Below are 22,749 nucleotides of genomic sequence, written 5' to 3' on the forward strand. Positions count from 1 at the left end.
GGTACAGCCATCAAAACGAAGACTGGCCACAAGGCCAATAACAATAAAGAGAGCAAAATAATGACATTGACCAGGACTGCAACCGCCATTTCCCTGAGCCTGCTGGCAACAGCCGCAATCGCTGCCGAGCCCAAAGTAGATGTCTACGGCTCCGTGCGCCTTGCTCTGGACAAGGAAGACAGCGCCATGAGCAGCGACGACAAATTGACTCGTTTTGGCATCAAGGCCAGTAGCGACATCGGTCACGGCCTGACCGCCGTAGGTGGCATTGAATACGGCGTCGACTTCGAGCAAAAATCAGCACCCACCCTGCGTTTAGGCTATGTCGGTGTCAAAGGTGCGTTGGGCGAGCTGTACCATGGATCGCAGACAACCGTCTGGCACAAATTTGTTCGTGGTGCCTACTTCAGCAACGGTTCGGACTCCCTGCGCATGTACACAATTCGCGACGACGGCCTGACCCAGTACTACTACAAAGGTAATGGCTTCACGCTTGGATTAGGTGTCCAGACCGAAGATAAGGACGGTAACAATATCGACACCGTCCAGGCTGGTGGTGAATACAAAATCGGCGGATTCAAGGGCCAGATTGCACTGGTTAAAGACAAAAATGGCGACAATAACGGACAAATCCTGGGCGCACGCGTCTGGTACACCCTGGATGAGATGACCTTGTCTGCGTTCACCCATCGCGCCAGTGACTCGTTCGATTACAAAAGCAGCAACCTGTGTAGCGGCGAGAAAACATCGACCAATGGCATTTACGGTGCCTACAAGACCGGTGTTCACAAAATTCATGCCCGCTTCGCCGTCAACAAATGTGACCAATCCGGTGACAAGGCTTCAAGAAAAATTGAGTACGTCAATGCACTGGACAAGCAATTTCAGGTTTGGGTAGCCCTGGAAAAACTGGATACCAGCCGCACAACCAATGACACAGTGGCCAAAACAGAACTCGGCGTACGCTACGACTTCTGAGTCAGCACAAGACCTTTACAACCCGCGACTCTTAGTAGTAATACGGATACGGAGAGCACTTAAGACCAGTGTTGTATGGGCCTAAATGACCCGATGAAATATGCTAGTATGCCAAAGCCCGCTCCAATGGAGTGGGCTTTTTGGTCTTTGAAGCTGACGGTTCGTCGCTACCGTAACCATGATTTCAACCATGACCAGCAATTTACCTAAACCCGGAAATAAAAGATCTCGTACTGATGAAAAGCCTGCAAGCCCTGTTTGTTGCACTGACCTCCCTGCTTTGGGCCTGTTCAGTCTCTTCGGTTCAACCCGCCAACGACCTCACCACTCTGGGTCAGGGCAACGTAGAAGTGATTGTACCGTCAACCCTGCGCGTGCTCGCCATTAACGGCCAGAACGTGGATTCACCCAACCTGTACACTGGCCAGTACCGACTGTTATTGACCGAAGGCAGCCAGAGAATTGTGGTGCAATATGAAGAAAACTGGAACACCCCAGACGAGTCCGGCTACCTGATTCGCTGGCAACCCGTCGCTATCGACAATGATTTCCGCGCCGGTCAACGTTATGTATTAACCCATGCCCCCGTACGTGACCGCGATCAGGCCGAAGAGCTGCAAACCCAATCCCCCATCTGGCTGATTGGTGGTAGCCACAAGATTACCGGCCAGCCCGTGGTCGAAAAAGAACAGAAAGTCGCCTACGTCGCAGTCAAAGACAAAACCGGTACGGTTACTCGACTGGAACAGCTGCAGGATATCTGGAACGCCAGCAGTGATAGCGACAAGGCCGCGTTTCATCAATGGCTGCAAGAGCAACACTGAAGCGATTTCACCGCCCCAGCCCCATCGACTTCACCGACAACAGCCAGTGCTGCCAGCGCTCGCTGGCCGATGGCGGCGTATGAATCCTGTTATCGCCCTCCGCCAGATTCGCCACCAACCACGGCCGCAGCATTAATTCAGGCTGCGGCTGAGCCAACAACGGAATCAGACGCCGCCCCGCAGCAGCCATATCGCCGGGGGGATACCGACACAACGGCGGATACTGCTCGCGATAACACAACGCATCCGGCACCAACGGAGTCGCTCCCAGCGCCGCTGCCTCCAGCACCGACACACCCTGAAATTCATGAATCGCCGTACTGACCACCACATCCGCCTGCGTCAGCCAGCCAATATACTCCTCCCGGCTGACACGACCATCGACATCAATGACATCCCCAAAGCGCTGACGAATGGCCGCTAGCGTCGCCGGAACCTGCTTCGGTCGCGGCCCCAGTAACGCCAGCCGAAAGCCAACTCCCAGATCATTCAATTGCAGCAGCAGCGCCAGAAAGTCCTCCGGCTGCTTGTCATACTCCCAGCGATGATTCCACAACAGTAATGGCTCACGGGTTAATACGCCGGAAGAAGATAACGGTATAAAACTGTCTGTATTCGGAGCGCCCTCTACCAACCCTGATGGTTCAGCGTCGTCAGCGGTCTTGACTGCAATGGGAGACCGAGCCGTTGCCGTTGCTGTCACAGGAACCCTCACTGGCACCGGCAACCAACGGCATTTTCCCTCCAGCCGAGCACGAATACCCGTTGGCAACTGATCCGGCAGCCGTTTGATCAAGGCATCAACGCCATCGAGAAAGCTGTGCTGATTAAAGCGGGAGTTAAACAGCAATTCATCTGCGGCCAAGGCCCCGTACAGCTGCACCATCAAGGGATCAACCGAGCTGTGCTGCCCGGCAGCCACCGGATAGGCGAACTGGTTTTCATGGAAATAATAGCTGCAAGGAACATCAGACAAGGTCGGGAACAACCCCTTGATGGTGGCGAGATCTACCATACTGGTAGCAATAATCCGCTCAGGTTGCCAGCCGTCCAGCACCCGAGACAAGACATCCAGCCACGACAACGGATTACCGCGAATACGCCAACGAAAGTAACGACCGGGCAACTCCAGTACTTGCCAGTCAGCGTCGAGATCCGTCTGTAACCAGTCCGACCAGTAACCATGACTGTCAGAACGATAAGCAGATAACAACAGGATTTTTGGGCGTGCCATAACCATCACCAGCAACTCGCCTGGAATCAAGGCAACGCCAGGTCAATGGCCAGAGGATAATTGATCCAGTTCGGTTCGATAAGCAGCAATGCTGTTATTCAACACCTCCCGTTCATCATCAAATTCTGCCTTCTTGGCGATAATCTGATCCTTCACCTGCTGGCGACGGTTATTGGCATTATTACCGGCAATACCATCGCGGGTTTGCTCCAGCGGCGTTAGCACCTCCGCCTGACGCTGCGACAGTTGCGTCAACGCCTGCTGCGCCTGCGCCAGCTTACGCTGCAACTCGATACGACGGTTGTTGGTGGTCATCTCCTGCAAACCCTGATTGTCGACACTGATACTGCGCTCCCCGGCGTCTGCCGCAGCGGGCGACAGCGATACACCGGTATTCGCCGGGACGTCATAATGTTGCGACTGCGACGATGGATAACCAGCCGGACAAGGGGTCTGCGAAAACAGCTTTTTGCCGTTGGCATCGGTACACACATAATATTCTCCCGCCCATAACGCTTGAGACAGCAGCAACAAAATGACAACCCTGGCGACCCCAATAGCACAGGCCCGCAAACAGCAGAACACCCGCTCACCCAACACCATAACCGTTTCCATGACACATCCTCTTTTCTGCAAAACACATTGCTGGCATCCGGCGGCTGCATAACCATGACGACGGCGTTGCGGTCAGGTAAACTGACGGACTTTTTTCGAACCAGGGCCAGTAACTGCCCTTTCTCGGCCCTTATTCTCGGCTTTTCAGAGGCGACGCATGACAGACCACTCCGACATCACGACTTCCGTAACCCCATCTTCCGGCTCCGGCACTGCTGGCAGCAGCGGTAAAGTCGGGTTCGTCAGCCTCGGATGCCCGAAAGCGCTGGTCGACTCCGAGCGCATTCTGACCCAACTGCGAATGGATAACTACGACGTGGTCAACAGCTACGACGATGCCGACGTGGTCGTGGTCAACACCTGTGGTTTTATCGACGACGCCAAACAGGAATCTCTGGAAGCCATTCGCGAAGCCATGGCGGCTAACGGCAAGGTGATTGTGACCGGCTGCATGGGCAAGGGTAAAGATGCCGACACCATTCGCGAGCAAAACCCCAACATTCTTGCCATCACCGGCCCCCAAGCCTACGAAGAAGTGATGACCGCCGTGCACCAATGGGTGCCACCGCTAAAAAAGGAACACGATCCCTTCTCCGACCTGGTGCCTCCCCAAGGCGTCAAGCTGACCCCGCGCCACTACTCGTACCTGAAAATATCGGAAGGCTGCAACCACAGCTGCACCTTCTGCATCATCCCCGACATGCGCGGCAAACACGTCTCACGCCCGATAGGCGATGTACTGGATGAAGCCAAACGCCTGGTAGATGCCGGTACCCGTGAAATTCTGGTGATCTCACAAGACACTTCCGCCTACGGCGTTGATCGCAAATACCGCACCGACTTCTGGAACGGCAAACCGGTTAAAACCAAGCTATACGACCTCTGTAACGAACTCGGTAACCTGGGTGCCTGGGTCCGTCTGCACTACGTTTACCCTTACCCCAACGTGGACGACGTATTGCCACTCATGGTCGAAGGCAAAATCCTGCCATACCTGGATATTCCCTTCCAGCACGCCAGCCCACGTATTCTGAAGCTGATGAAACGTCCGGCCCATGCCGAAAACACTCTGGAACGAATCAAAAAATGGCGTGAGATGGTGCCAGAACTGGTGATCCGCTCTACCTTCGTGGTGGGCTTCCCTGGCGAAACCGAAGAAGATTTCCAGATGCTGATCGACTGGCTCGAAGAAGCCGAACTCGACCGCGTCGGCTGTTTCAAATACAGCCCGGTCGACGGCGCCAAAGCCAACGACCTGCCAGACCACGTTGCACCCGAGATTCAGCAACAACGCTACGACCGCTTTATGCAAACCCAGCAAACCATCAGCACACGCAAACTGTCCCGCAAAATCGGCCAGCGTATGGCGGTGATTATTGACGAAATCGACGACGAAGGCGCTGTTGGCCGCACCATGGGCGACGCACCCAACATCGACGGCATGGTGTACCTGAACGAATTCCACGAATGCGCACCGGGGGACATCATCGAAGTAGAAATTGAACACGCCGATGAATACGACCTGTGGGCATCGCCAGTCATGGAAGCTCCGCAAAGTCAGCTCGACGACGAATAAGCTCGCCGGGAGTGTGGCCACTGGCCCGCTCCCTTCTTTCCGCCCCCCCGAAAATCCCGAACAGCTGCAGCAAACAAAACGACCGAGTCATCCAGCATTGTTGTTTTCGACACAAAACCCGGTCAGCTACCACACATTTTAACCACGGTGGACACCAACCATTCGGCCCGATGCCCAGCCACCGCCTGAGTCCAGACCGCCAGACATCAGACTTCAAGCCCAAACAATCGCGGTAGCTGGTTATTAGCCGGTCTGGTTTTAATTTTGCAATGGTCATCTCATCGAAGCGTTTAGCAAAGGCATCATGATATGAATCAAGTAGGCATCTTTTTTGGCACTGACACTGGCACCACCCGTCTGATCGGGAAAAAACTGGCCAAACTGCTCGGCGATGACATCGCCTCAAAACCATTAAACATCAACCGGGTGACACTCGACGATCTGATGCAATACCCGGCGCTGATTATCGGCACAGCAACCTATGGCGAAGGCCAGCTGCCAGGAACAGAAACCAATATCCGCAGCGGCAGCTGGCTGGATTTTCTGCCACAGCTGGAAGGGGCCGATTTCACCGGCAAAACCGTCGCCATTTATGGGCTGGGCAATCAGGTAAAATACGGTGAACGGTACTGCGACGCCATGTTCGAGCTATACAGCCTGTTTAAAGGACTGGGCGCTACAATCATCGGCAGCTGGGATACCGAAGGCTATATCTACTCGCAATCCCGAGCCGTGATCGATGACCGCTTTGTCGGCCTCGCGCTGGATAATAAAAACCAGGGACTGGAAACAGAAAAACGCATGGCTGGCTGGATTGAGCAGATCAAACCAGAACTCCTGGCGGCATTAGCACAAACAGAAGCTGTCGCTTAAACAGCGACCCATTCAGACAGGCCTTTAATAGGCTCCGCACCCTGGGAGCGCCAGCTGCCATGCTGGCCCCGCATAGAGTATTAGCCACAACCCTGGCGGGCGCGGCGGCGCGCTATCCCAAGGTAAATTGGTGACGCTGCCCAAGAGTCAATGTCACCAAGATTTGTCAGAAAGCCGACAAGGAGATAACTACTCTCCCCTCGTCGAGGTTATTCCAACGATCATTCCAATCACATGTTTTTTAACCAATTGATTTTATTGACTTAAATCCAAGCTTGATGGAATTTTTATGGCCTGGTGTTTGCAATACCATCGGTAACAGTCATTGACCCGTTGCCATCGGAGAGAGTATGAGCGAATTGACAAGCGTCGCCTGCGTTGCAGACGTAGAAGCCGACCCACAAGCAGTTCTGGTTGCCTTTGCCTCTATGGACGGCGATATGGTGGATCAGCATTTTGGTTCTGCCCAGGCGTTTTACCTGTTTGCCGTTAGCGCTGATTCTGCTGAATTACTGGCCAGTCAGGAATTCGGCCACGAAAAGAAAGATGGTAACGAAGACAAACTGAAACCCAAGCTGGCCTGGCTGGTGGGAGCCGACGTTGTTTACTGCGGTTCGATTGGTGGCTCGGCAACGCGTCAGCTCATTGCTCTGGGGGTCAATCCCATCAAGGTCAGTGGTGGCCCGGATGTTGAAGAATTGATCGAAGACATTCAAAAACAAATGAATGGCACGCCAGAATTCTGGCTGGCAAAAATATTAAAAGACAAATCGCAAAACAAAACCGACAGTCGTTTTGACGATATGGATGACGAAGGCTGGGACGGATAAATCATCGCCAGCCAGCCTTGCTCGGGGTTTCCGCATGACACAAGCACCGGCCAAGGCGTTTTACACCGGCCAGACCTGATATTTGCTACGCCGCTATCGCAGCATGCTGCTCCAGCTGCTGAATCAATGCGTGTTTATCTTCATCGCTCAAAAAGCTGGCGCGGAAACTGTTAGCCGCCAACTGTACTGCTTGCGCTTTGGTCATCCCCAGATCGTCCGCCAGTGCTTCAAAATTCTCGTTCATAAAGCCGCCAAAATAGGTGGGGTCATCCGAGTTCACCGTCACGCACAACCCCTGCTCCAGCATCTCCAGAATATTATGCTCGGCCATGGTGTTAAACACACACAAACGCACGTTAGATAACGGACACACCGTCAGCGGCACTTGCTCAGCAATCAAGCGCTTCACCAGGGCCTCGTCTTCCACACAACGCACACCGTGATCAACACGATCCACCTGCAGCACATCCAACGCCCCCCAGATGTACTCCGGTGGACCTTCTTCCCCGGCATGAGCAATCAGCTTATAACCCTGCTCTTTAGCCTTGGCGTACAGCTGTGCAAATTTTTCTGGCGGATTACCCAACTCCGAACTGGCCAAACCAATGCCCACAAAATCGTTCCGGAATGGCTCGACGCTATCCAGCATCGCAAGGGCTTCTTCCTCACTCAGATGACGCAATAAGCTCAGGATCATCAACGCTGATTGGCCATTTTGTGCTTTGGCAGCTGCAATCGCCTTACGGAAACCTGCCAGCACAGTTTCAACCGCCACGCCATACGGCAGATAGGTTTGAGGTTCCACCATGATTTCGGCATGAACAATATTCTGCTCACGGCATTTATCAAGGTAGTCCTTCATCAGGTAATAAAAGTCCTCCTCGTCACGCAATACCGAGGCACCCAGATAATACAAATCCAGAAAACTTTGCAGATCGTCAAAATTGTAGGCCTGCTCCACCGACTCAACGCTGTCGTAAGGAATCTCAACGCCATTTTTAGCGGCCAGCTGAAGCAGGCGACTGGCCTGCAAGCTGCCGTCGATGTGCAAATGAAGTTCGGCTTTGGGCATGGCACGCAGCCATTGTTTGAAATCGTTCATGCGGACCTGTGGTGTCAGTCATCGTATTACAAGGATAGTCGGTCGAACCCGACCGCTCGGTCAGGTATTGTGCCGCAGTAAAAGAAACAGAGCCAGCAGGAAGCTGACAGTCACCCCAGATAATCTTAAGTGATCAGAATGCTTGATCTACTCGCTCGGTGAACAACTGCTTTCACACGCACGACAAGCCTGACGGCGAGCCTTGTGCTGCTTGGGAAAATCAGTGCCGTCACCGTATTCAATGAATTTTTCGTAATGATCATGAGAACGCAACGCATGACTTGAATGCTTGATCGGGCACCAATACCACTCAGTACGCCCGGCCACTTCACTGGCGTAGGCAAACACACCGTTGGCGTAATCGCAGTATAGGCAATTCAGCTTCTGAAAAAACGTGAGATACGACAGCTTCTTTCTCTCCAACGTCAGATAATGACTGCGCTTTACCCTGGGTATTTGATACACCGGAAAACAGATGGCCTGATACAGCGAGACAAACACATCCGCAACCACCACCGGAATAATCAGGCCGTAAATGACAGGTGCCGTGATCGCAATTAACAAAAAATGCTTGGGGTTCTTCTTGATCCGTTGCAGCAGAGCCATGATCGATGTCCTTTGGAGTCATTGGAGCAGAATATAACGAAAGCAGATCACGAAACACCAGCTGGAAACCTCTCAACTGACTGTAAACCCCGTCAGTACCAAAGAATTCAGTACCTGTTTTTCTGCCAATACTCCCGCCAGACCGATTACTGCATTCTTAGCAGGAATCCGCGCACGAATAAGGCGGTGACGGGTTCAATATTCAGAATGGCGTGTAACAAAAAGCCCGACCAGATTGCTCTGACCGGGCTTTTTGTTAATGCTGTCAAATTTCAGCGTGATACCTGTTCCATTGTGCTGCCCTGCTTAATAAAACAGTATCTAGAAACCTGGTTTTTCAGATATTAGAAGCCGCTCAGAACGTCATTTCCGGTACGTCGTCTGGTACGATCAGTTTACCGGCGGTTTTTTCGATGATTTCTTCTACCGATACGCCGGGTGCGCGTTCTTTCAAGTGGAAGGCACCATCTTCAATTTCGAGCCAGGCCAGGTCGGTAAGGACTTTTTTGATACAGCCCTTGCCAGTGAGTGGCAGGCTGCATTCTGGCAGCAGTTTGGATTCGCCGTGTTTGGAAGCGTGGGTCATGGTGACGATGATGTTGTCGGCACCGGCCACCAGATCCATTGCACCACCCATGCCTTTGATCAGCTTACCGGGGATCATCCAGCTGGCGATGTTGCCGTTGACGTCCACTTCGAATGCACCCAGTACGGTCAGGTCAACATGGCCACCGCGGATCATGGCGAAAGATTCAGCCGAGCTAAAAATAGACGCGCCCGGTATAGCGGTAACGGTCTGTTTGCCAGCGTTGATCATGTCGGCGTCGATTTCAGCTTCGGTAGGGAACTGTCCCATGCCTAACAAGCCGTTTTCTGATTGCAACATCACTTCCATACCAGCGGGCACGTAGTTGGCCACCAGCGTCGGAATACCAATACCCAGGTTTACGTAGAAACCATCCTGAAGTTCGCGAGCTACACGCTGTGCCATTTGTTCACGAGTAAGAGCCATTGTCGTCACCTGTTGTTAGTTGTGTAGTCGTTGAATCAGCTGTCAGACACTGTCCGCTTTTCGATACGCTTTTCGAAGCTACCGACGATCAAGCGGTTGACATAAATGCCTGGAGTGTGGATCTGGGAAGGTTCCAGTTCACCAACATCCACCAGCTCTTCTACCTCTACAACGGTGATTTTTCCGGCAGTGGCTGCCATCGGATTGAAGTTCTGTGCCGTATGACGATACATGACGTTGCCGTAGCGGTCAGCTTTCCAGCCTTTGACGATGGCAAAGTCGCCCTGGATGGATTCTTCCAGCAAGTATTCGCGACCGTTAAACTCTCGTGTGTCTTTGCCTTCGGCCACCGGCGTACCAACGCCAGTGGCGGTATAAAAGGCAGGGATACCCGCGCCCGCAGCACGCATTTTTTCGGCCAAGGTGCCTTGTGGTGTGAGTTCTACTTCCAGTTCGCCATTCAGCAATTGCTGTTCAAACATGGCGTTTTCGCCGACGTATGACGAGATCATTTTTTTGACTTGTTTGTCTTCGAGCAGAATGCCGAGACCAAAGCCGTCCACACCGCAGTTGTTTGAGACGATGGTTAAATCGCGAGTGCCTTTGTTCTTGATCTCGGCGATCAGATTTTCCGGAATACCACACAGGCCAAAACCGCCAGCGATGACGGTCATGCCGTCTTCGAGCCCTTCCATTGCCTCGGCATAACTGCCAACGACCTTATCAAAACCTGCCATGTTTGTTCTCCTCGCACCAGGTGCCTGTCAAAGAGTATTAATGCTGGATTAGTTAGGATTATTTGAGCCTGACGAGTTCCTTGTACACAGTGGAACCTGCCGAATAACCTGTTTGACGCCCCCAGTCTCGTCGATTTGTTTTAATTCGTTAAGTAGATTATTCGGATATATTGATTTGTTTTTCAAACGAATAACCCTTCCCACAACCAATACGTAGTGCCGAAGAGCATATTGAGTGATGCAATGGGTTCCCGTCACCATGACCAAAGTGGACTAAGCTGTATTTCAGAGCATACCGATACGAATTTGGCCCACCGCCAGCATCACCACAACGGATGATCGCGGAGGATCATCCCTTGTATCCACGAAAAAACAGGGCCGTTTGGCAAAAACGGGGATTCGACGCATGAAAAAAGGTTTACTGGTAGCCCTGTTGCTGCTGGCCGCAGGTTCGGGTTATGGCTACCACTATTATATGGAACTGCGCCAGCAGGCCGGGCTCGACAGTCCCTGGCCCAGGGTCGTTGGTATTCCGCCACATGCCCGCCAGACAAATCTACCGCCCTATCAGGGGGTGTTTCCCCGCTTCCAGACCTTGCCGGAGGAATATTTCCACTTTCCGATTGATTTGGGAGACAAGGGGCCGATTGAACCGCTCAATGCCGGATCGTTACAGTATCCCTTTTTATGTCAAAGCGAAGAATCCGGACTGGGGCAGCCACTGGTCGATAACACTCAGGGCTGGGGGGTGCCGGTATTTGCCAAAACCCCGAACGGCAAACGCTCGGATTTGATGATTGGCTACAGTAAGGATTGCAGCCTGCCCTCTCAGCTGCATTATCTGTATTACCTTAACGACGACCGCAAATACCCGCAGCGGGTCGATGCCGACATCCTGACAGTGCCCACCAATACCGAGCTGCTGATACGGGCGGAAACTGGCACGATCAACCGCTCTACGTATACCCTGTTGATGCCAACGACCGATCAGGATCGGCCCGCCGACCCCGATACAACACTCTGGAACCACAAACTGATTTACTACTTCAAGGGTGGTATCAGCATTGGCTTCCAACAGGGCAAACTGCGTCTGGATCGGATCATCAAGGAAATGCGGCCCGCGCTGGAACAAGGTTATGCGGTGATCTATTCCACTGCTAACGAGACCAACAACACTTACAACATTCGCCTGCAGGAAGATACCGCACGACGGGTAAAACGCCAGTTTATCGGCCGCTATGGGCAGCCACTGTACACCATGGGGTTGGGCGGATCGGGTGGCGGTTTGCAGCAATATCTGTTGGCCCAGAATGCTCCAGGGCTGATTGATGGCGGTGTTGCCTTGATCGCTTACCCGGATATGGTGACGCAAACCCTGTACGCGCTGGATTGCGAACTACTGGAGTACTACTTCGACCATCTCGCCAGCGATCACCTTTTTTGGCGCATCCCGGCCAATCGTCAGGCGGTGATGGGACTGAGTGTTGCGCCCGATCAGAACACCGGCAAACAGCCCCGTATGGCCTGGCTGGAAGGGCTGGCTCAATTGCTACGCGGGCAATGGCCTGGCGATACGCCCCCCGGCTCTGAATGCAACGCGGGCTGGCGCGGTTCTACACCGCTGATCAACAACCCGGAGTTTCACACCGAATGGGATCGTTTTGCACGCCCGGTACGTCAGCACAGTTACTGGACCCACTGGCAAGACAACCGCGACGTCTATGGTACCGATGACAGTGGCCGGGCCTATTCCCCCTGGAGCAACCTGGGGGTGCAATACGGTTTGCAGGCACTGCGCCAGCACGTCATATCACCTACACAATTTCTTGAACTGAATGCCCGTATTGGTGCCTGGAAACCCGCAGACAACATGCAGCCTGCACGGCTCTGGCATCTGGGTGGAGACCCAAGGCTTTACCGGCTGACGCCTTACAGCGAACACAACATGACTCACAACGGCAACGTGATGGCTGTGGCTCCGCGTTTCCATGGCAGCCTTGCAGCCGCCAAAGGTGCCTATCAGGCAGGCAGTGTCTTCCTCGGCAAGATCGACGTCCCTATCATGGACGTCCGTATGTATCTGGATCCCGAACAAAACATCCACCACAGCTGGGCAGCGCTGTCGATTCGCCAGCGCTTGCTCGACGCAGGCACCAACATTGGCCTTAGCCCGCTCTGGATCACAACCAAACCCTACAACCCGATGTGGAATGCGGTTGCGGTGATGGACCAATGGCTGATGGGTATAAATCAGGGCTTGCCGGCCTTACAAGCCAAGCCACCACTGGCCCGCGATACCTGCTTCAGCAAAGACAAACAAGTCATCGCCACAGGCGCGCAGGTCTGGGACAGCGAGTGGAACGGGAAACCGGACGGTCCCTGCAGCCAACGGATGCCGTTTTTCAAAGGTTCACGGCAGGTTGCTGGAGACAGCTATGCTGGCCATACCTTCCATTGTCACTTGCAGCCCGTCGAACAAGCACTGGCGCAAGGATTATATCAGCCGGTAGATATGCACCCCTATTTGGCAACGCTGCAAAAAATCTTCAGTCATGGGGTGTGTGATTACCGGCAAGCGGATCTGGCGCTTCCCAAGCAACTCATAAAGAAACCACCAGCAAACGAATAGCCCGAACAGACCACCTCCCGCGTGTTTCTGAGACGAAGATGGTACTGACCTCCGCCACAGTATATCGTGGCGCAACAGGCAGATACGTTGCAACAATCAAACCGATGCTGGATTCGGACGCCCACAGCCGAACAGTCCGGGTCATCCAAACCAATAATTTATATTCCGTTATTTTCTGACTTTACTGGACGATCCCTATGAAACTGGTTTTTGCCGCCATCTCGCTTGTCGCTGTTTTGCTGTTGGCGGGTTACTTCTATGTCGAGGAACTCGTCAAAGATGCCCTGGACTCAACAGAGCTCCCTGGCGTCGAGCAGATACCAGCAGCCAGCCGTGTATTGTCGTTACCGTCCTATACCGGATTGTCGCCAAGTCAAATCATTCGTCCGCCAGAAACCTTCCATTTTCCAATCCCCTACGGCAGCGAAGGGCCAATAACGCCCTTGTTTGCCCTGACAACACGGCAGTCCGATGGCTCCACCCAGCAAGTGCCACCTCTGTATCCGTTTTTATGCCAGTCGCTGGAATCCGGTCTGGGTCAGCCACGGGTAGACAATCAGCAACGTCTGGGAGTCGCGGTATATCGAGAAAATGCCGATGGCTCACGAACAAACGAAGTGATCGGCTACAGCAAGGATTGCGGGCTGCCAACCCGCTTGCATTATTTTGTTGAAGACCCCGCCTCGGCCAACCCCGCCAAGCCAGATTTTGTACGTTTTGACGATCAACTGCCAACCTCTGACGCTGGCGTCAGCAGCACAGCGGCGTCTCTCTGGATTCGTATGGAAACCGGTACCATTAACCGGTTTATCTATGTCGTGATGATGCCGGTAGGGAATGCGGATCAACCAGACGCTATCGATAAAAGCCGTTGGAATGGCAAGCTGGTCTACAACTTCAAGGGTGCCGTCGGCATTGGTTTCCAACAGGGCGAAGCGCGGTTACAACGCTTGCTGCGTGATATGAAACCGGCGCTGGAGCAAGGCTTTGCTGTCGTTTATTCCACCGGCACCGAGACGGACTTTCATTACAACGTCTGGCTCCAGGAAGACACCGCCCTCCGGCTCAAACAGCAATTTATTAGCCGCTATGGCAAACCCGACTACACCATAGGTTTTGGTGATTCCGGTGGAGGCTTGCAACAGTATCTGCTGGCACAGAACCGCCCCGGTCTGATTGATGGCGGCGTGGCGATTATCGCCTACCCGGATATGGTCACCCAAGTCACTTACGGGCTGGACTGCGAATTGCTGGAATACTACTTCGACCATCTCGCCACTGACCGTGACTTCTGGCGCAATCCGCAGCACCGCAGCCTGGTTGAAGGGCTGAGTTACACCAACGACTTTCAGCCCGGCGTGGTCGACTATCTGAGCTGGGCTGCCAGTCTGATGCGACTGGAATGGCCGGTCATTCCCGCTGGTACCACCGAATGCGCCCACAGCTGGCGTGGCATTTCAGCCAGCGTCAACAACCCCAGATTCAATACCCATTACCCTCGTTACAGCACTGCCGTCAATGCAGCCACCGACTGGAATCACTGGCAGGACTTGCGCCAGGTATACGGCACCGACGCTCAAGGATATGGACTGCTTCCCAGCGACAACCGTGGCGTTCAATATGGCCTGAATGCCTGGAAAAACGGCCTCATCAGTGCTGCCCAGTTTTTCGACCTCAATCGCAAGATTGGCGGCTGGAAACCCCAGCCGGAGATGCAGCAGGCACACCTCTGGCTAGCCAGCAACGATGACAGCTGGCGTCGTTTCAGCCCCTATGGCGAACACAACATGACCCACGAAGGGCACCTGATGTCGTTGGCACCGCGCAGCACCGGCTCCAGAAAAGCCGCCAAAGCGGCCTGGCTATCCGGCAATGTATTCAGCGGCAAACTCGATATTCCGCTGATCGACGTACGCCCCTATCAAGACGCCAAACCGGACATGCACCACAGCTGGTCGGCGATTTCGTCCCGCAGCCGGATCATTGCCCGCAACGGATTCAATCGCTGGCAAAGTATCTGGATGAGTGAGCCCGGCTACAAAGCCCGCTGGGATGCCTTCGCTGCCATGGATCGCTGGCTCAGTGAGCGTCGCACGGGAAAACTGGCGCGCGATACCATCCCTGCCTACGCCAGTGATCGCTGCATGAATCAGCAAGGAGAATTGATCGCCAGTGGCGACGATGTTTGGGATGGCCACTGGAATAACCACCCAGATGGGACTTGCACCCGGCAGATGCCGTTTTTCCAGAGCAGCCGCCAGGCTGCTGGCGACGACGCCAGAGCCACCACCCTGATGTGCCAACGAATACCGGTAGCCGAGGCGATAAAGAGCGGTCTTTATAAACCACTGGATGTCACCGCTTTTGCAGCGCAACTGGCGACAGTGTTTCCCGATGGGGTATGCGACTTCCGCCTTCCCGGCTTGGGCGAACAGCCCTTGCCAGCGTCAGGCTAGTCAGAGATCACACCTAGCCAGAACGGGCAAGCAGGCTGGCATTACCGCCGGCAGCGGTGGTGTCGATACACACATGGCGTTCCAACAGATAACGATGGCTGTTGCTGTCGTCGCTGATCAGCGCCAACAGAGCACCCTCCCGCGCTGCCAATGCCTTGCGATAATCTCTCAACCACTCGGCCTTGCCACACACAACGGCATCAAAGCCATTGAGGCTGCTGAGCAAAGCAGCGGGAATCACTCCGTCCAAAGCCTGAATCGGCCAGTGGTTGCCTTGCAACTGGCCGACAGCAGCCACCGCTCCGGGAGCCACCACCACCACCCGGTTACCGCAGGCCAGAGCCATTGCCGTCTGTCTCAGGGCCCGCTGCAAACCTGGGCCACAGCACAGCAATACACCCCGCGGATACAAAGACCAGCGATTCAGTTCTCCCGTCGGCCCCGGCAACAGCTGTGTCGGTGGGTGATCAAGACGAACCTGGATATCCAGTGCGGCAAAACTGTCGTTCACTCGCCGTAGCAGAGTTTGCGCAGCATCTATATCCACCGTCGGGATAGCCAGATCAAGAGCTAAAGCAAGCGCCGGGATCGGCTGAATAGCCTGAACAGCCTGAATGGCACCGTCGAGATCGCTGCGGCTGACGAAGTCGGAGCCAGCAGGTGCAAATGTAAACGCCGCCGCTGGCTCCGGCTCAAGTTGCAGAAAACGGTAAAGATACAATGGTCCACCGGCTTTTGGGCCAGTACCCGACAAACCTTCACCACCAAAGGGCTGTGAGCCAACAACAGCACCGATCTGATTACGATTAACGTAGATATTGCCCGCACGGATACGCCGGCACACGCTGCCGATACGGCTCTCCATACGGGTCTGCAGACCGAAGGTCAGGCCGTAGCCCTGGCGATTGATTGCATCCACTACCCGATCGAGATCCGCTGCCCTGAACGTCGCCACATGCAGCAGCGGGCCAAAGATCTCTGCCGTCATATCTTCAATACCGGCTACTTTCACCACCGCCGGTGCAACAAACAACCCCTGCCGGGGCAGATCCAGACGTTTGAGCAAACACCCCCGGGCAGCAAAATCGGCAACGCAGGCGTCAAACCGATTACGTGCAGCGGCATCAATCAGCGGGCCAATATCCGTCTTTAATTGCCAAGGCAAGCCAATGGTCAATGCATCCATGGCACCGTAGAGCATCTCCAGCAGCGTAGCGGCAATGTCTTCCTGCAAATACAAAAGCCGCAGTGCCGAGCAGCGCTGACCGGCACTCTGAAACGCCGATGCCAGCACATCGCGAACCACTTGCTCCGGCAAAGCCGTCGAATCAACGATCATGGCATTCAGTCCGCCAGTCTCGGCAATCAAAGGAGCGCTGGCTGCCATGCTGCCAGCCATAGCGCGGTTAATGCTCTGTGCCGTTGCCGTCGATCCGGTAAAACAGACACCCTGAATACGGGCATCCGTGGTCAACAGAGCACCTACCTCGGCACCGGAACCCGGTAACAATTGCACCACAGCCACAGGAATGCCTGCTTCGTGCATCAGGGCAACGGCTTTTGCTGCCACCAATGGCGTCTGCTCTGCCGGTTTGGCCAGCACCGCATTACCGCTAACAACGGCGGCCAGCACCTGACCGGTAAAGATTGCCAATGGGAAATTCCAGGGTGATATACAGCTGAAGACACCGCAGCCACGCCGTTCTGAACCGACGGACAACGCCTGACTGGCGTAATAGCGGGCAAAGTCGACGGCTTCCCGCAGCTCACCCATCGCATCCGTCAGGGTTTTTCCGGCTTCGCGCTGGATCAGCGCATACAGCTCGACCGCATGTTGTTCGTATAAATCAGCCAGTCGTTGCAGTGTCTCGACCCGGCGAACAACCGGCTCGCCAGACCACAATGCAGCACCCCGCACAGCAGCCACGATCGCGGTTTCAATATCAGCAGGGCTGGCATTGAGTACCTGGCCGACAACATCCTCTGGATCCGCCGGATTGATCACCAATTGCGGCATGCCTCCCTGAACTGTTCCAGCGATCAGCGGCCGGGCTTGCCATTTGATCTGGGCAAAGTGCTCCCGTTGTGACAGCAGGCTTGCCATTACCTGCGGATCGGTCATATCCCAACCGCGTGAATTTTGGCGAGTGTCACCAAACAGTTGTGCCGGAGGCAGAATCAGCTCACTGGGGGCGGGAGTGAATGCGCCGGCCAGCTCAAACGGATCCCGGACGATGGTTTCAGGAGCGATGGTGGCATCGGCAATCTGGCTGACAAACGAGCTATTGGCACCGTTCTCCAACAGACGCCGCACCAGATACGCCAACAGATCACGATAAGCTCCGACCGGGGCATAAATCCGGCAGCGGCTGCCATATTCCGCCTGCACGGCCTCATGCAAGGACTCACCCATGCCATGCAAGCGCTGGAATTCGTATTTGTCCTTATCAAGCCGCTCTGCCAAATGCAGCACTGCAGCAACAGAATGGGCGTTATGGGTAGCAAATTGCGGGTAAATACGGTCGGTCATACCGAGCAGCTTTTCCGCACAACACAGGTAAGCAACATCCGTGTGCACTTTGCGGGTATACACCGGGAAGCCGTCCAGGCCGAGCACCTGAGCCCGCTTGATTTCAGTATCCCAATAAGCGCCCTTTACCAGCCGCACCATGACGCGCCGATTCAGCTGTCCAGCCAGAGCGTAAAGCCAGTCCAGAAGCTGAGGGGCGCGCTTGCCAAATGCCTGTACCACCACCCCGAAGCCATCCCAACCCGCCAGTTCCGGGTCTTGCAATACCGCAGTAATTACATCCAGCGACAGATCCAGCCGATCGGCTTCTTCGGCGTCAATGCTAAAACCCATGCCCGCCTGACACGCCTGACGTGCCAGCTCACGTGTGCGCGTCACCAACTCCACCAATACCCGTTCACGCTGGGAAAATTCATAACGCGGATGCAAGGCGGACAATTTGACGGAGATACCAGGATTGTCGGCCAGTGTCGCAGCAGTACATTGCGGTGCCAGTGCAACGATCGCCCGGCGGTAGGCCTGCTGATAGAACTGGGCGTCTTTTTCGGTACGTGCAGCTTCCCCCAGCATATCGTAAGAGAAAGTGTAACCACGGGCTGCTATTGGCCTTGCCCGCAGACTGGCTTGCCTGATATTTCGCCCCAACACAAACTGGCGACCGAGTTCTTTCATCGCCACTTGCATGGCGACCCGTAATAGCGGTTGAGCCAGTCGTTTTCGCAGGCTGCGCCAGCGATAGCCGCAGTCCTGATCCGCAGTGGGAGCCAGCCATTTGCTCGTGAGCATCAATATCCAGGTCACGCTATTAACCCGGCGAGAAGGCGAATGCCCCCGATGTGCATGCCAGTTGCCAAACGTCAGCTTGTCTTCAATCAGCCCATTTCTGGTGAGCCGGTCGGGTATCCGTAACAGCGCCTCTGCCAGACTCATCAGAGCCACCCCTTCACGGCTGCTGAGCTGATATTCCGCCAGGAAATCTTCCATCAGGGTCGGGCGACTGTCGGCACGTACCCGCTGCACCAATACTGCAGCTGTCGCTTCAATCGCGCCACGCTGAGTCGGGTTCTGTGCCAAACAACTGTGTGCTACCAGCTCATGCAGCGCCTGCGTTTCATCCACAAGAGACCGCTCACGCAGTACGCGGCGCATCGTTTCGATATCAGTCGTCATGGCGCAGCCCTCCATTATCAGGCTGTCAGCAATCTGCTGGCATTGCGGGGAATCGGATATTAATTACCCATAAGCGCCGATTTTCATCCGCCATTGTCTGTTTTTCCAACCCGGTCGGCAGTTTTTTGCCCCCCGGACATGCCCAAACAAGCCAGCAAACACTAACTTAGACAAAAGTAGCATAGGTCAATTACCTATCTTTTTGGTTTCTACCACGATCACTTCGAATTTCTATCAATCACCGTATTGATGGTAAATACAGGCATTTATAGGCCCAGCATTTGTCGACTACGTACGTATTAATACCCAGCAAAATAACCCAACAAGGAAAGCAATATACGTATAAATACTATGCGTAACCGCAGTCCAACGAATAGCCGTAGCAGCCATCTGCGACGACTATAAGGAACTCCACGAGACGATTGATGGTCGTGCAGGCAGTTGCCGCCTCGACGTCGTTCTGACGGGTTATAAAAAAGGATAACAACAAGATGCTCAAATTATCAAAACTGAAGCGCGGCCTGCTGGCCGGACTTTGCGGTCTGGTTGTCGCCTCTGGTGCCCAGGCAGCGGACAAGATTTACCGTCTGAAAATGGCTGAAACCTGGGGAGCCAACTTCCCGATTTTTGGTGACTCACCACGTAACATGGCCGCCATGGCAGAAAAGATGTCCAACGGCCGTTTGCAAATCACCATCGACTCCGCCAACAAACACAAGGCACCTTTTGGGGTCTTCGATATGGTGCGTGCCGGGCAGTATGATCTGGGCCATTCGGCTTCCTACTACTGGAAAGGCAAGGTTCCCAATACCCTGTATTTCACGACCATGCCATTCGGCATGACCGCACCTGAGCAATACGCCTGGTTTTATTACGGCGGCGGCATGCAACTGATGGACAAGGTATACAGCCAGTTTGGTCTGATGAGTTTCCCTGGTGGTAATACCGGTAACCAGATGGGCGGTTGGTTTCAGAAAGAAATCAACTCGCTGGACGATCTCAAGGGCCTGAAAATGCGTATTCCGGGCTTTGCCGGAGAAGTGATGGCCAAGCTGGGCGTCAGCCCGACCAATATTCCGCCAGGGGAGCTGTATACCGCCCTCGAACGTCGCACGATCGACGCGCTGGAATGGGTCGGCCCGTCACTGGATCTGCGTATGGGGTTCCACAAGATTGCACCCTACTACTACACCGGCTGGCATGAACCAGCAACCGAGCTGCAATTCCTGGTTAACAAGCGTACCTGGGACAAACTGCCAGCCGACCTGCAGGAAATTCTGCGGGTTTCCATGCGTGCAGCGGCCTACGAAATGTACATTCAGTCGTACCACGAATCCGCCGTTAACCTGGACGTGATCAGCAGCGAATACCCCAACGTCAAGATCAAAACATTCCCTGCCGATGTGATCGCCGCCATGCGCAAGGCCAACGACGAACTGCTGGCTGAAAAAGCGACAGAAGACCCACTGGCCAAGGAAATTCTCGACTCCCAGGCCAGCTACATGAAAAAAGCCCGTGCCTGGACGGATATTTCCGACAAGGCCTATCTGAACAGTATCTCCGTCGGCCAGTAAGCCCCCGGTGATTCATGGCAGCTGACCACAGGGTCACCCCCGACCGTCAGCCTGCCAGGGGCAGAGTCAGGCATCTGCCCTGCTTCCCAAAGTACCAAAAAAGTACCCCCAAGGGAGAAAGTTATGTTAGTTCGGCTTGAGCGAGCGATTAATCGCTTTTCCGATCTGCTCGGTACGATATCCGCCGTACTGTTTGTGATCATGCTGGTCAATGTCTTTGTCGACGTTGTCCTGCGCTATGCGCTAAACACCGTATTTATTGGTTCCCAGGAAATGGAATGGCACCTGTTTGCCGCCATGTTCATGCTGGCCGTGCCCTACACCCTGAGAGCCGAAGGCCATGTCCGTGTCGATCTGGTTTATGAGCGTTTGCCGATGGCGATGAAAAACTGGATTGATATTGGTGGCGGCCTGCTGCTGTTACTGCCCTTCTGCCTGCTGGTGGGTTATTACGGCATCGGTTTTGCCCACGAAGCCTGGGAGCTGGGTGAAACCTCCGGCGATCCCGGTGGCTTGCCCGCCCGCTGGGTAATCAAGGCCGTTATCCCGTTGGCCTTTTTTGCTACGTCAATCTCCGGCGTCGGCATGATTCTCAGCGCCGTTAACGAGTTACGTGGCGTCAAACACGAACACCATAAGGAGGCAGCACTGTGATTGGTATTGTGATGTTTATTGTGGCCCTGCTGATGCTGATGTTCGGCTTCCCGGTGGCCTTTACCTTTGGCGGTGTGGCACTGATTTTTGGCGTTATTGCCGAAGGCCCGGACATGTTCGCCTTTATGCCGTTCCGTATTCAAAGCATTATGGAAAACGTCACCCTGATGGCGGTTCCACTGTTTATTTTTATGGGCATCGTGCTGCAACGCACCCGACTGGCGGAACAATTACTGGAAGCCATGGGCAAGCTGTTTGGCCGGGTTCGTGGCGGTTTGGCGATCTCAACCGTGCTGGTTGGTGCCCTGCTGGCGGCTTCGACCGGCGTGGTAGGTGCCTCTGTCGTGGCCATGGGTCTGATCTCCTTACCCGTGATGCTGAAGTACAACTACGACAAGTCCTTGGCCTGCGGCACTATTTGTGCCTCGGGAACGCTGGGGCAGATTATTCCACCGTCCATTATCCTGATTATTCTGGGTGACGTGATGGGGATTCCGGTTGGCGATTTGTTCCAGGCAGCAGTGATGCCCGGCTTTATTCTGATTGGCATTTACATCCTTTATATCTTGGTGTATTCCTTCCTCAAACCGGAAGCCGCCCCGGCGTTCCCCATCGAAGACGACGGCAACACCAAAACCCAAATGTACACCCAGGCGATCATCGCCATTATTCCGCCGCTGGCATTAATTCTGGTGGTGTTGGGATCGATCTTTGCTGGTATCGCCACGCCGACCGAATCCTCGGCTCTGGGCGGTATTGGTGCGATTTTACTGGCTACTGTGTACGGCCAGTTCAGCTGGAAAATGCTTTACCAGTCGGCTCAGGAAACCGTCAAGATCACCGCGATGGTATTCGCGATATTACTCGGTGCCACCGCCTTCAGCATGGCCTTCACCTACACCGGTGGCGACTACATTGTTGAAGAAATCCTGACCAACTTGCCGGGTGGTGAAATCGGCTTCCTGATCCTGTCAATGGTGGCGATTCTGATTCTCGGCTTCTTTATCGATTTCGTTGAAATCAGCTTTATTATCGTCCCGATTCTGGCACCAGTCGCCGACTCGCTGGGAGTAGCACCGCTGTGGTTTGCTATTCTGATTGCGATGAACCTGCAAACCAGCTTCCTGACACCGCCGTTTGGATTTGCGCTCTTTTATCTGAAAGGCGTCTCACCGCCACAGGTGCAGACCACGGATATCTACAAGGGCGTTATTCCCTTCATTCTGATGCAGGTGGGTGTGGTAGTTTCCATCCTGATGTTCCCTGAGTTTTACGGTCTGGTTGACTAGGAGCCAAACCCGCCAGCCCATACCTGCCGTATGGGCTGAAACAACCACAAAAAGAATCGA

At 54.3% G+C, this 22,749-nt stretch carries 17 protein-coding genes; 10 read left to right on the top strand and 7 right to left on the bottom strand.

From position 1 onward, the window contains the following. Window positions 1-60: 60 nt before the first annotated feature. Both WG929_RS06380 and WG929_RS06385 read left to right on the top strand, forming a co-directional pair. On the top strand, window positions 61-978 hold the full coding sequence (locus tag WG929_RS06380; RefSeq protein WP_416205362.1) for a porin: 918 nt from the start codon (window positions 61-63) through the stop codon (window positions 976-978). Window positions 979-1,214: 236 nt separating this feature from the next. Then, window positions 1,215-1,802 carry a DUF2057 family protein gene (locus WG929_RS06385; protein ID WP_416205363.1) on the top strand — a complete coding sequence of 196 codons (588 nt, stop codon included), beginning with the start codon at window positions 1,215-1,217 and terminating at the stop codon, window positions 1,800-1,802. A gap of 7 nt (window positions 1,803-1,809) precedes the next feature. Here WG929_RS06385 and WG929_RS06390 read toward each other — a convergent pair whose 3' ends face one another. Together WG929_RS06390 and WG929_RS06395 are read right to left on the bottom strand one after the other, a co-directional pair. After that, window positions 1,810-3,036 (bottom strand): tRNA-queuosine alpha-mannosyltransferase domain-containing protein, encoded by a 1,227-nt coding sequence (locus WG929_RS06390; protein ID WP_416205364.1) that lies wholly within the window; start codon window positions 3,034-3,036, stop codon window positions 1,810-1,812. 42 nt (window positions 3,037-3,078) lie between these two features. After that, a complete protein-coding gene (locus tag WG929_RS06395) occupies window positions 3,079-3,651 on the bottom strand; it encodes a DUF4124 domain-containing protein (protein WP_416205365.1) in 573 nt (190 codons plus the stop codon). Window positions 3,652-3,808: 157 nt separating this feature from the next. Between WG929_RS06395 and rimO the strand changes: the two genes are divergently transcribed. From rimO to WG929_RS06410, 3 genes are all read left to right on the top strand, one after another. Beyond that, window positions 3,809-5,227: a 30S ribosomal protein S12 methylthiotransferase RimO gene (gene rimO, locus WG929_RS06400; protein ID WP_416205366.1), complete on the top strand. Its 1,419-nt coding sequence runs from the start codon at window positions 3,809-3,811 to the stop codon at window positions 5,225-5,227. A 309-nt stretch (window positions 5,228-5,536) separates the two neighbouring features. Beyond that, window positions 5,537-6,100, top strand: coding sequence for a flavodoxin (locus tag WG929_RS06405; RefSeq protein ID WP_416205367.1), 564 nt, complete (start codon window positions 5,537-5,539; stop codon window positions 6,098-6,100). A 350-nt stretch (window positions 6,101-6,450) separates the two neighbouring features. Further along, window positions 6,451-6,930: a NifB/NifX family molybdenum-iron cluster-binding protein gene (locus tag WG929_RS06410; RefSeq protein ID WP_369854520.1), complete on the top strand. Its 480-nt coding sequence runs from the start codon at window positions 6,451-6,453 to the stop codon at window positions 6,928-6,930. 85 nt (window positions 6,931-7,015) lie between these two features. On the opposite strand, the gene WG929_RS06415 is transcribed toward WG929_RS06410, so the two are convergent. From WG929_RS06415 to WG929_RS06430, 4 genes are all read right to left on the bottom strand, one after another. Continuing rightward, a complete protein-coding gene (locus WG929_RS06415; RefSeq protein WP_416205368.1) occupies window positions 7,016-8,032 on the bottom strand; it encodes an adenosine deaminase in 1,017 nt (338 codons plus the stop codon). A 147-nt stretch (window positions 8,033-8,179) separates the two neighbouring features. Next, window positions 8,180-8,638 (bottom strand): hypothetical protein, encoded by a 459-nt coding sequence (locus WG929_RS06420; protein WP_416205369.1) that lies wholly within the window; start codon window positions 8,636-8,638, stop codon window positions 8,180-8,182. A 355-nt stretch (window positions 8,639-8,993) separates the two neighbouring features. Beyond that, window positions 8,994-9,650 (bottom strand): CoA transferase subunit B, encoded by a 657-nt coding sequence (locus WG929_RS06425; RefSeq protein WP_416205370.1) that lies wholly within the window; start codon window positions 9,648-9,650, stop codon window positions 8,994-8,996. A gap of 35 nt (window positions 9,651-9,685) precedes the next feature. Continuing rightward, on the bottom strand, window positions 9,686-10,387 hold the full coding sequence (locus WG929_RS06430) for a CoA transferase subunit A (protein ID WP_416205371.1): 702 nt from the start codon (window positions 10,385-10,387) through the stop codon (window positions 9,686-9,688). A 406-nt stretch (window positions 10,388-10,793) separates the two neighbouring features. Here WG929_RS06430 and WG929_RS06435 point away from each other — a divergent pair, with 406 nt between their 5' ends. Both WG929_RS06435 and WG929_RS06440 read left to right on the top strand, forming a co-directional pair. Then, window positions 10,794-13,016, top strand: coding sequence for a DUF6351 family protein (locus tag WG929_RS06435; RefSeq protein WP_416205372.1), 2,223 nt, complete (start codon window positions 10,794-10,796; stop codon window positions 13,014-13,016). A 197-nt stretch (window positions 13,017-13,213) separates the two neighbouring features. Continuing rightward, window positions 13,214-15,472: a DUF6351 family protein gene (locus tag WG929_RS06440; RefSeq protein ID WP_416205373.1), complete on the top strand. Its 2,259-nt coding sequence runs from the start codon at window positions 13,214-13,216 to the stop codon at window positions 15,470-15,472. Window positions 15,473-15,485: 13 nt separating this feature from the next. On the opposite strand, the gene putA is transcribed toward WG929_RS06440, so the two are convergent. Further along, window positions 15,486-19,172, bottom strand: a complete 3,687-nt coding sequence (gene putA / locus WG929_RS06445; protein ID WP_416205374.1) for a bifunctional proline dehydrogenase/L-glutamate gamma-semialdehyde dehydrogenase PutA — start codon at window positions 19,170-19,172, stop codon at window positions 15,486-15,488. A gap of 491 nt (window positions 19,173-19,663) precedes the next feature. On the opposite strand from putA, the gene WG929_RS06450 reads away from it, so the two are divergent. From WG929_RS06450 to WG929_RS06460, 3 genes are all read left to right on the top strand, one after another. After that, entirely contained in the window at window positions 19,664-20,746 is a 1,083-nt protein-coding gene (locus WG929_RS06450; protein ID WP_416205375.1) for a TRAP transporter substrate-binding protein, read from the top strand. A gap of 123 nt (window positions 20,747-20,869) precedes the next feature. Beyond that, window positions 20,870-21,400: a TRAP transporter small permease subunit gene (locus WG929_RS06455; RefSeq protein ID WP_416205376.1), complete on the top strand. Its 531-nt coding sequence runs from the start codon at window positions 20,870-20,872 to the stop codon at window positions 21,398-21,400. Further along, on the top strand, window positions 21,397-22,689 hold the full coding sequence (locus WG929_RS06460) for a TRAP transporter large permease (RefSeq protein ID WP_416205377.1): 1,293 nt from the start codon (window positions 21,397-21,399) through the stop codon (window positions 22,687-22,689). The genes WG929_RS06455 and WG929_RS06460 overlap by 4 nt, the downstream gene beginning before the upstream one ends. The last annotated feature ends 60 nt before the right edge of the window (window positions 22,690-22,749 follow it).

Origin of the sequence: Oceanobacter antarcticus, from assembly GCF_044962685.1 — a bacterium.
Classification (GTDB): domain Bacteria; phylum Pseudomonadota; class Gammaproteobacteria; order Pseudomonadales; family Oceanobacteraceae; genus Oceanobacter; species Oceanobacter antarcticus.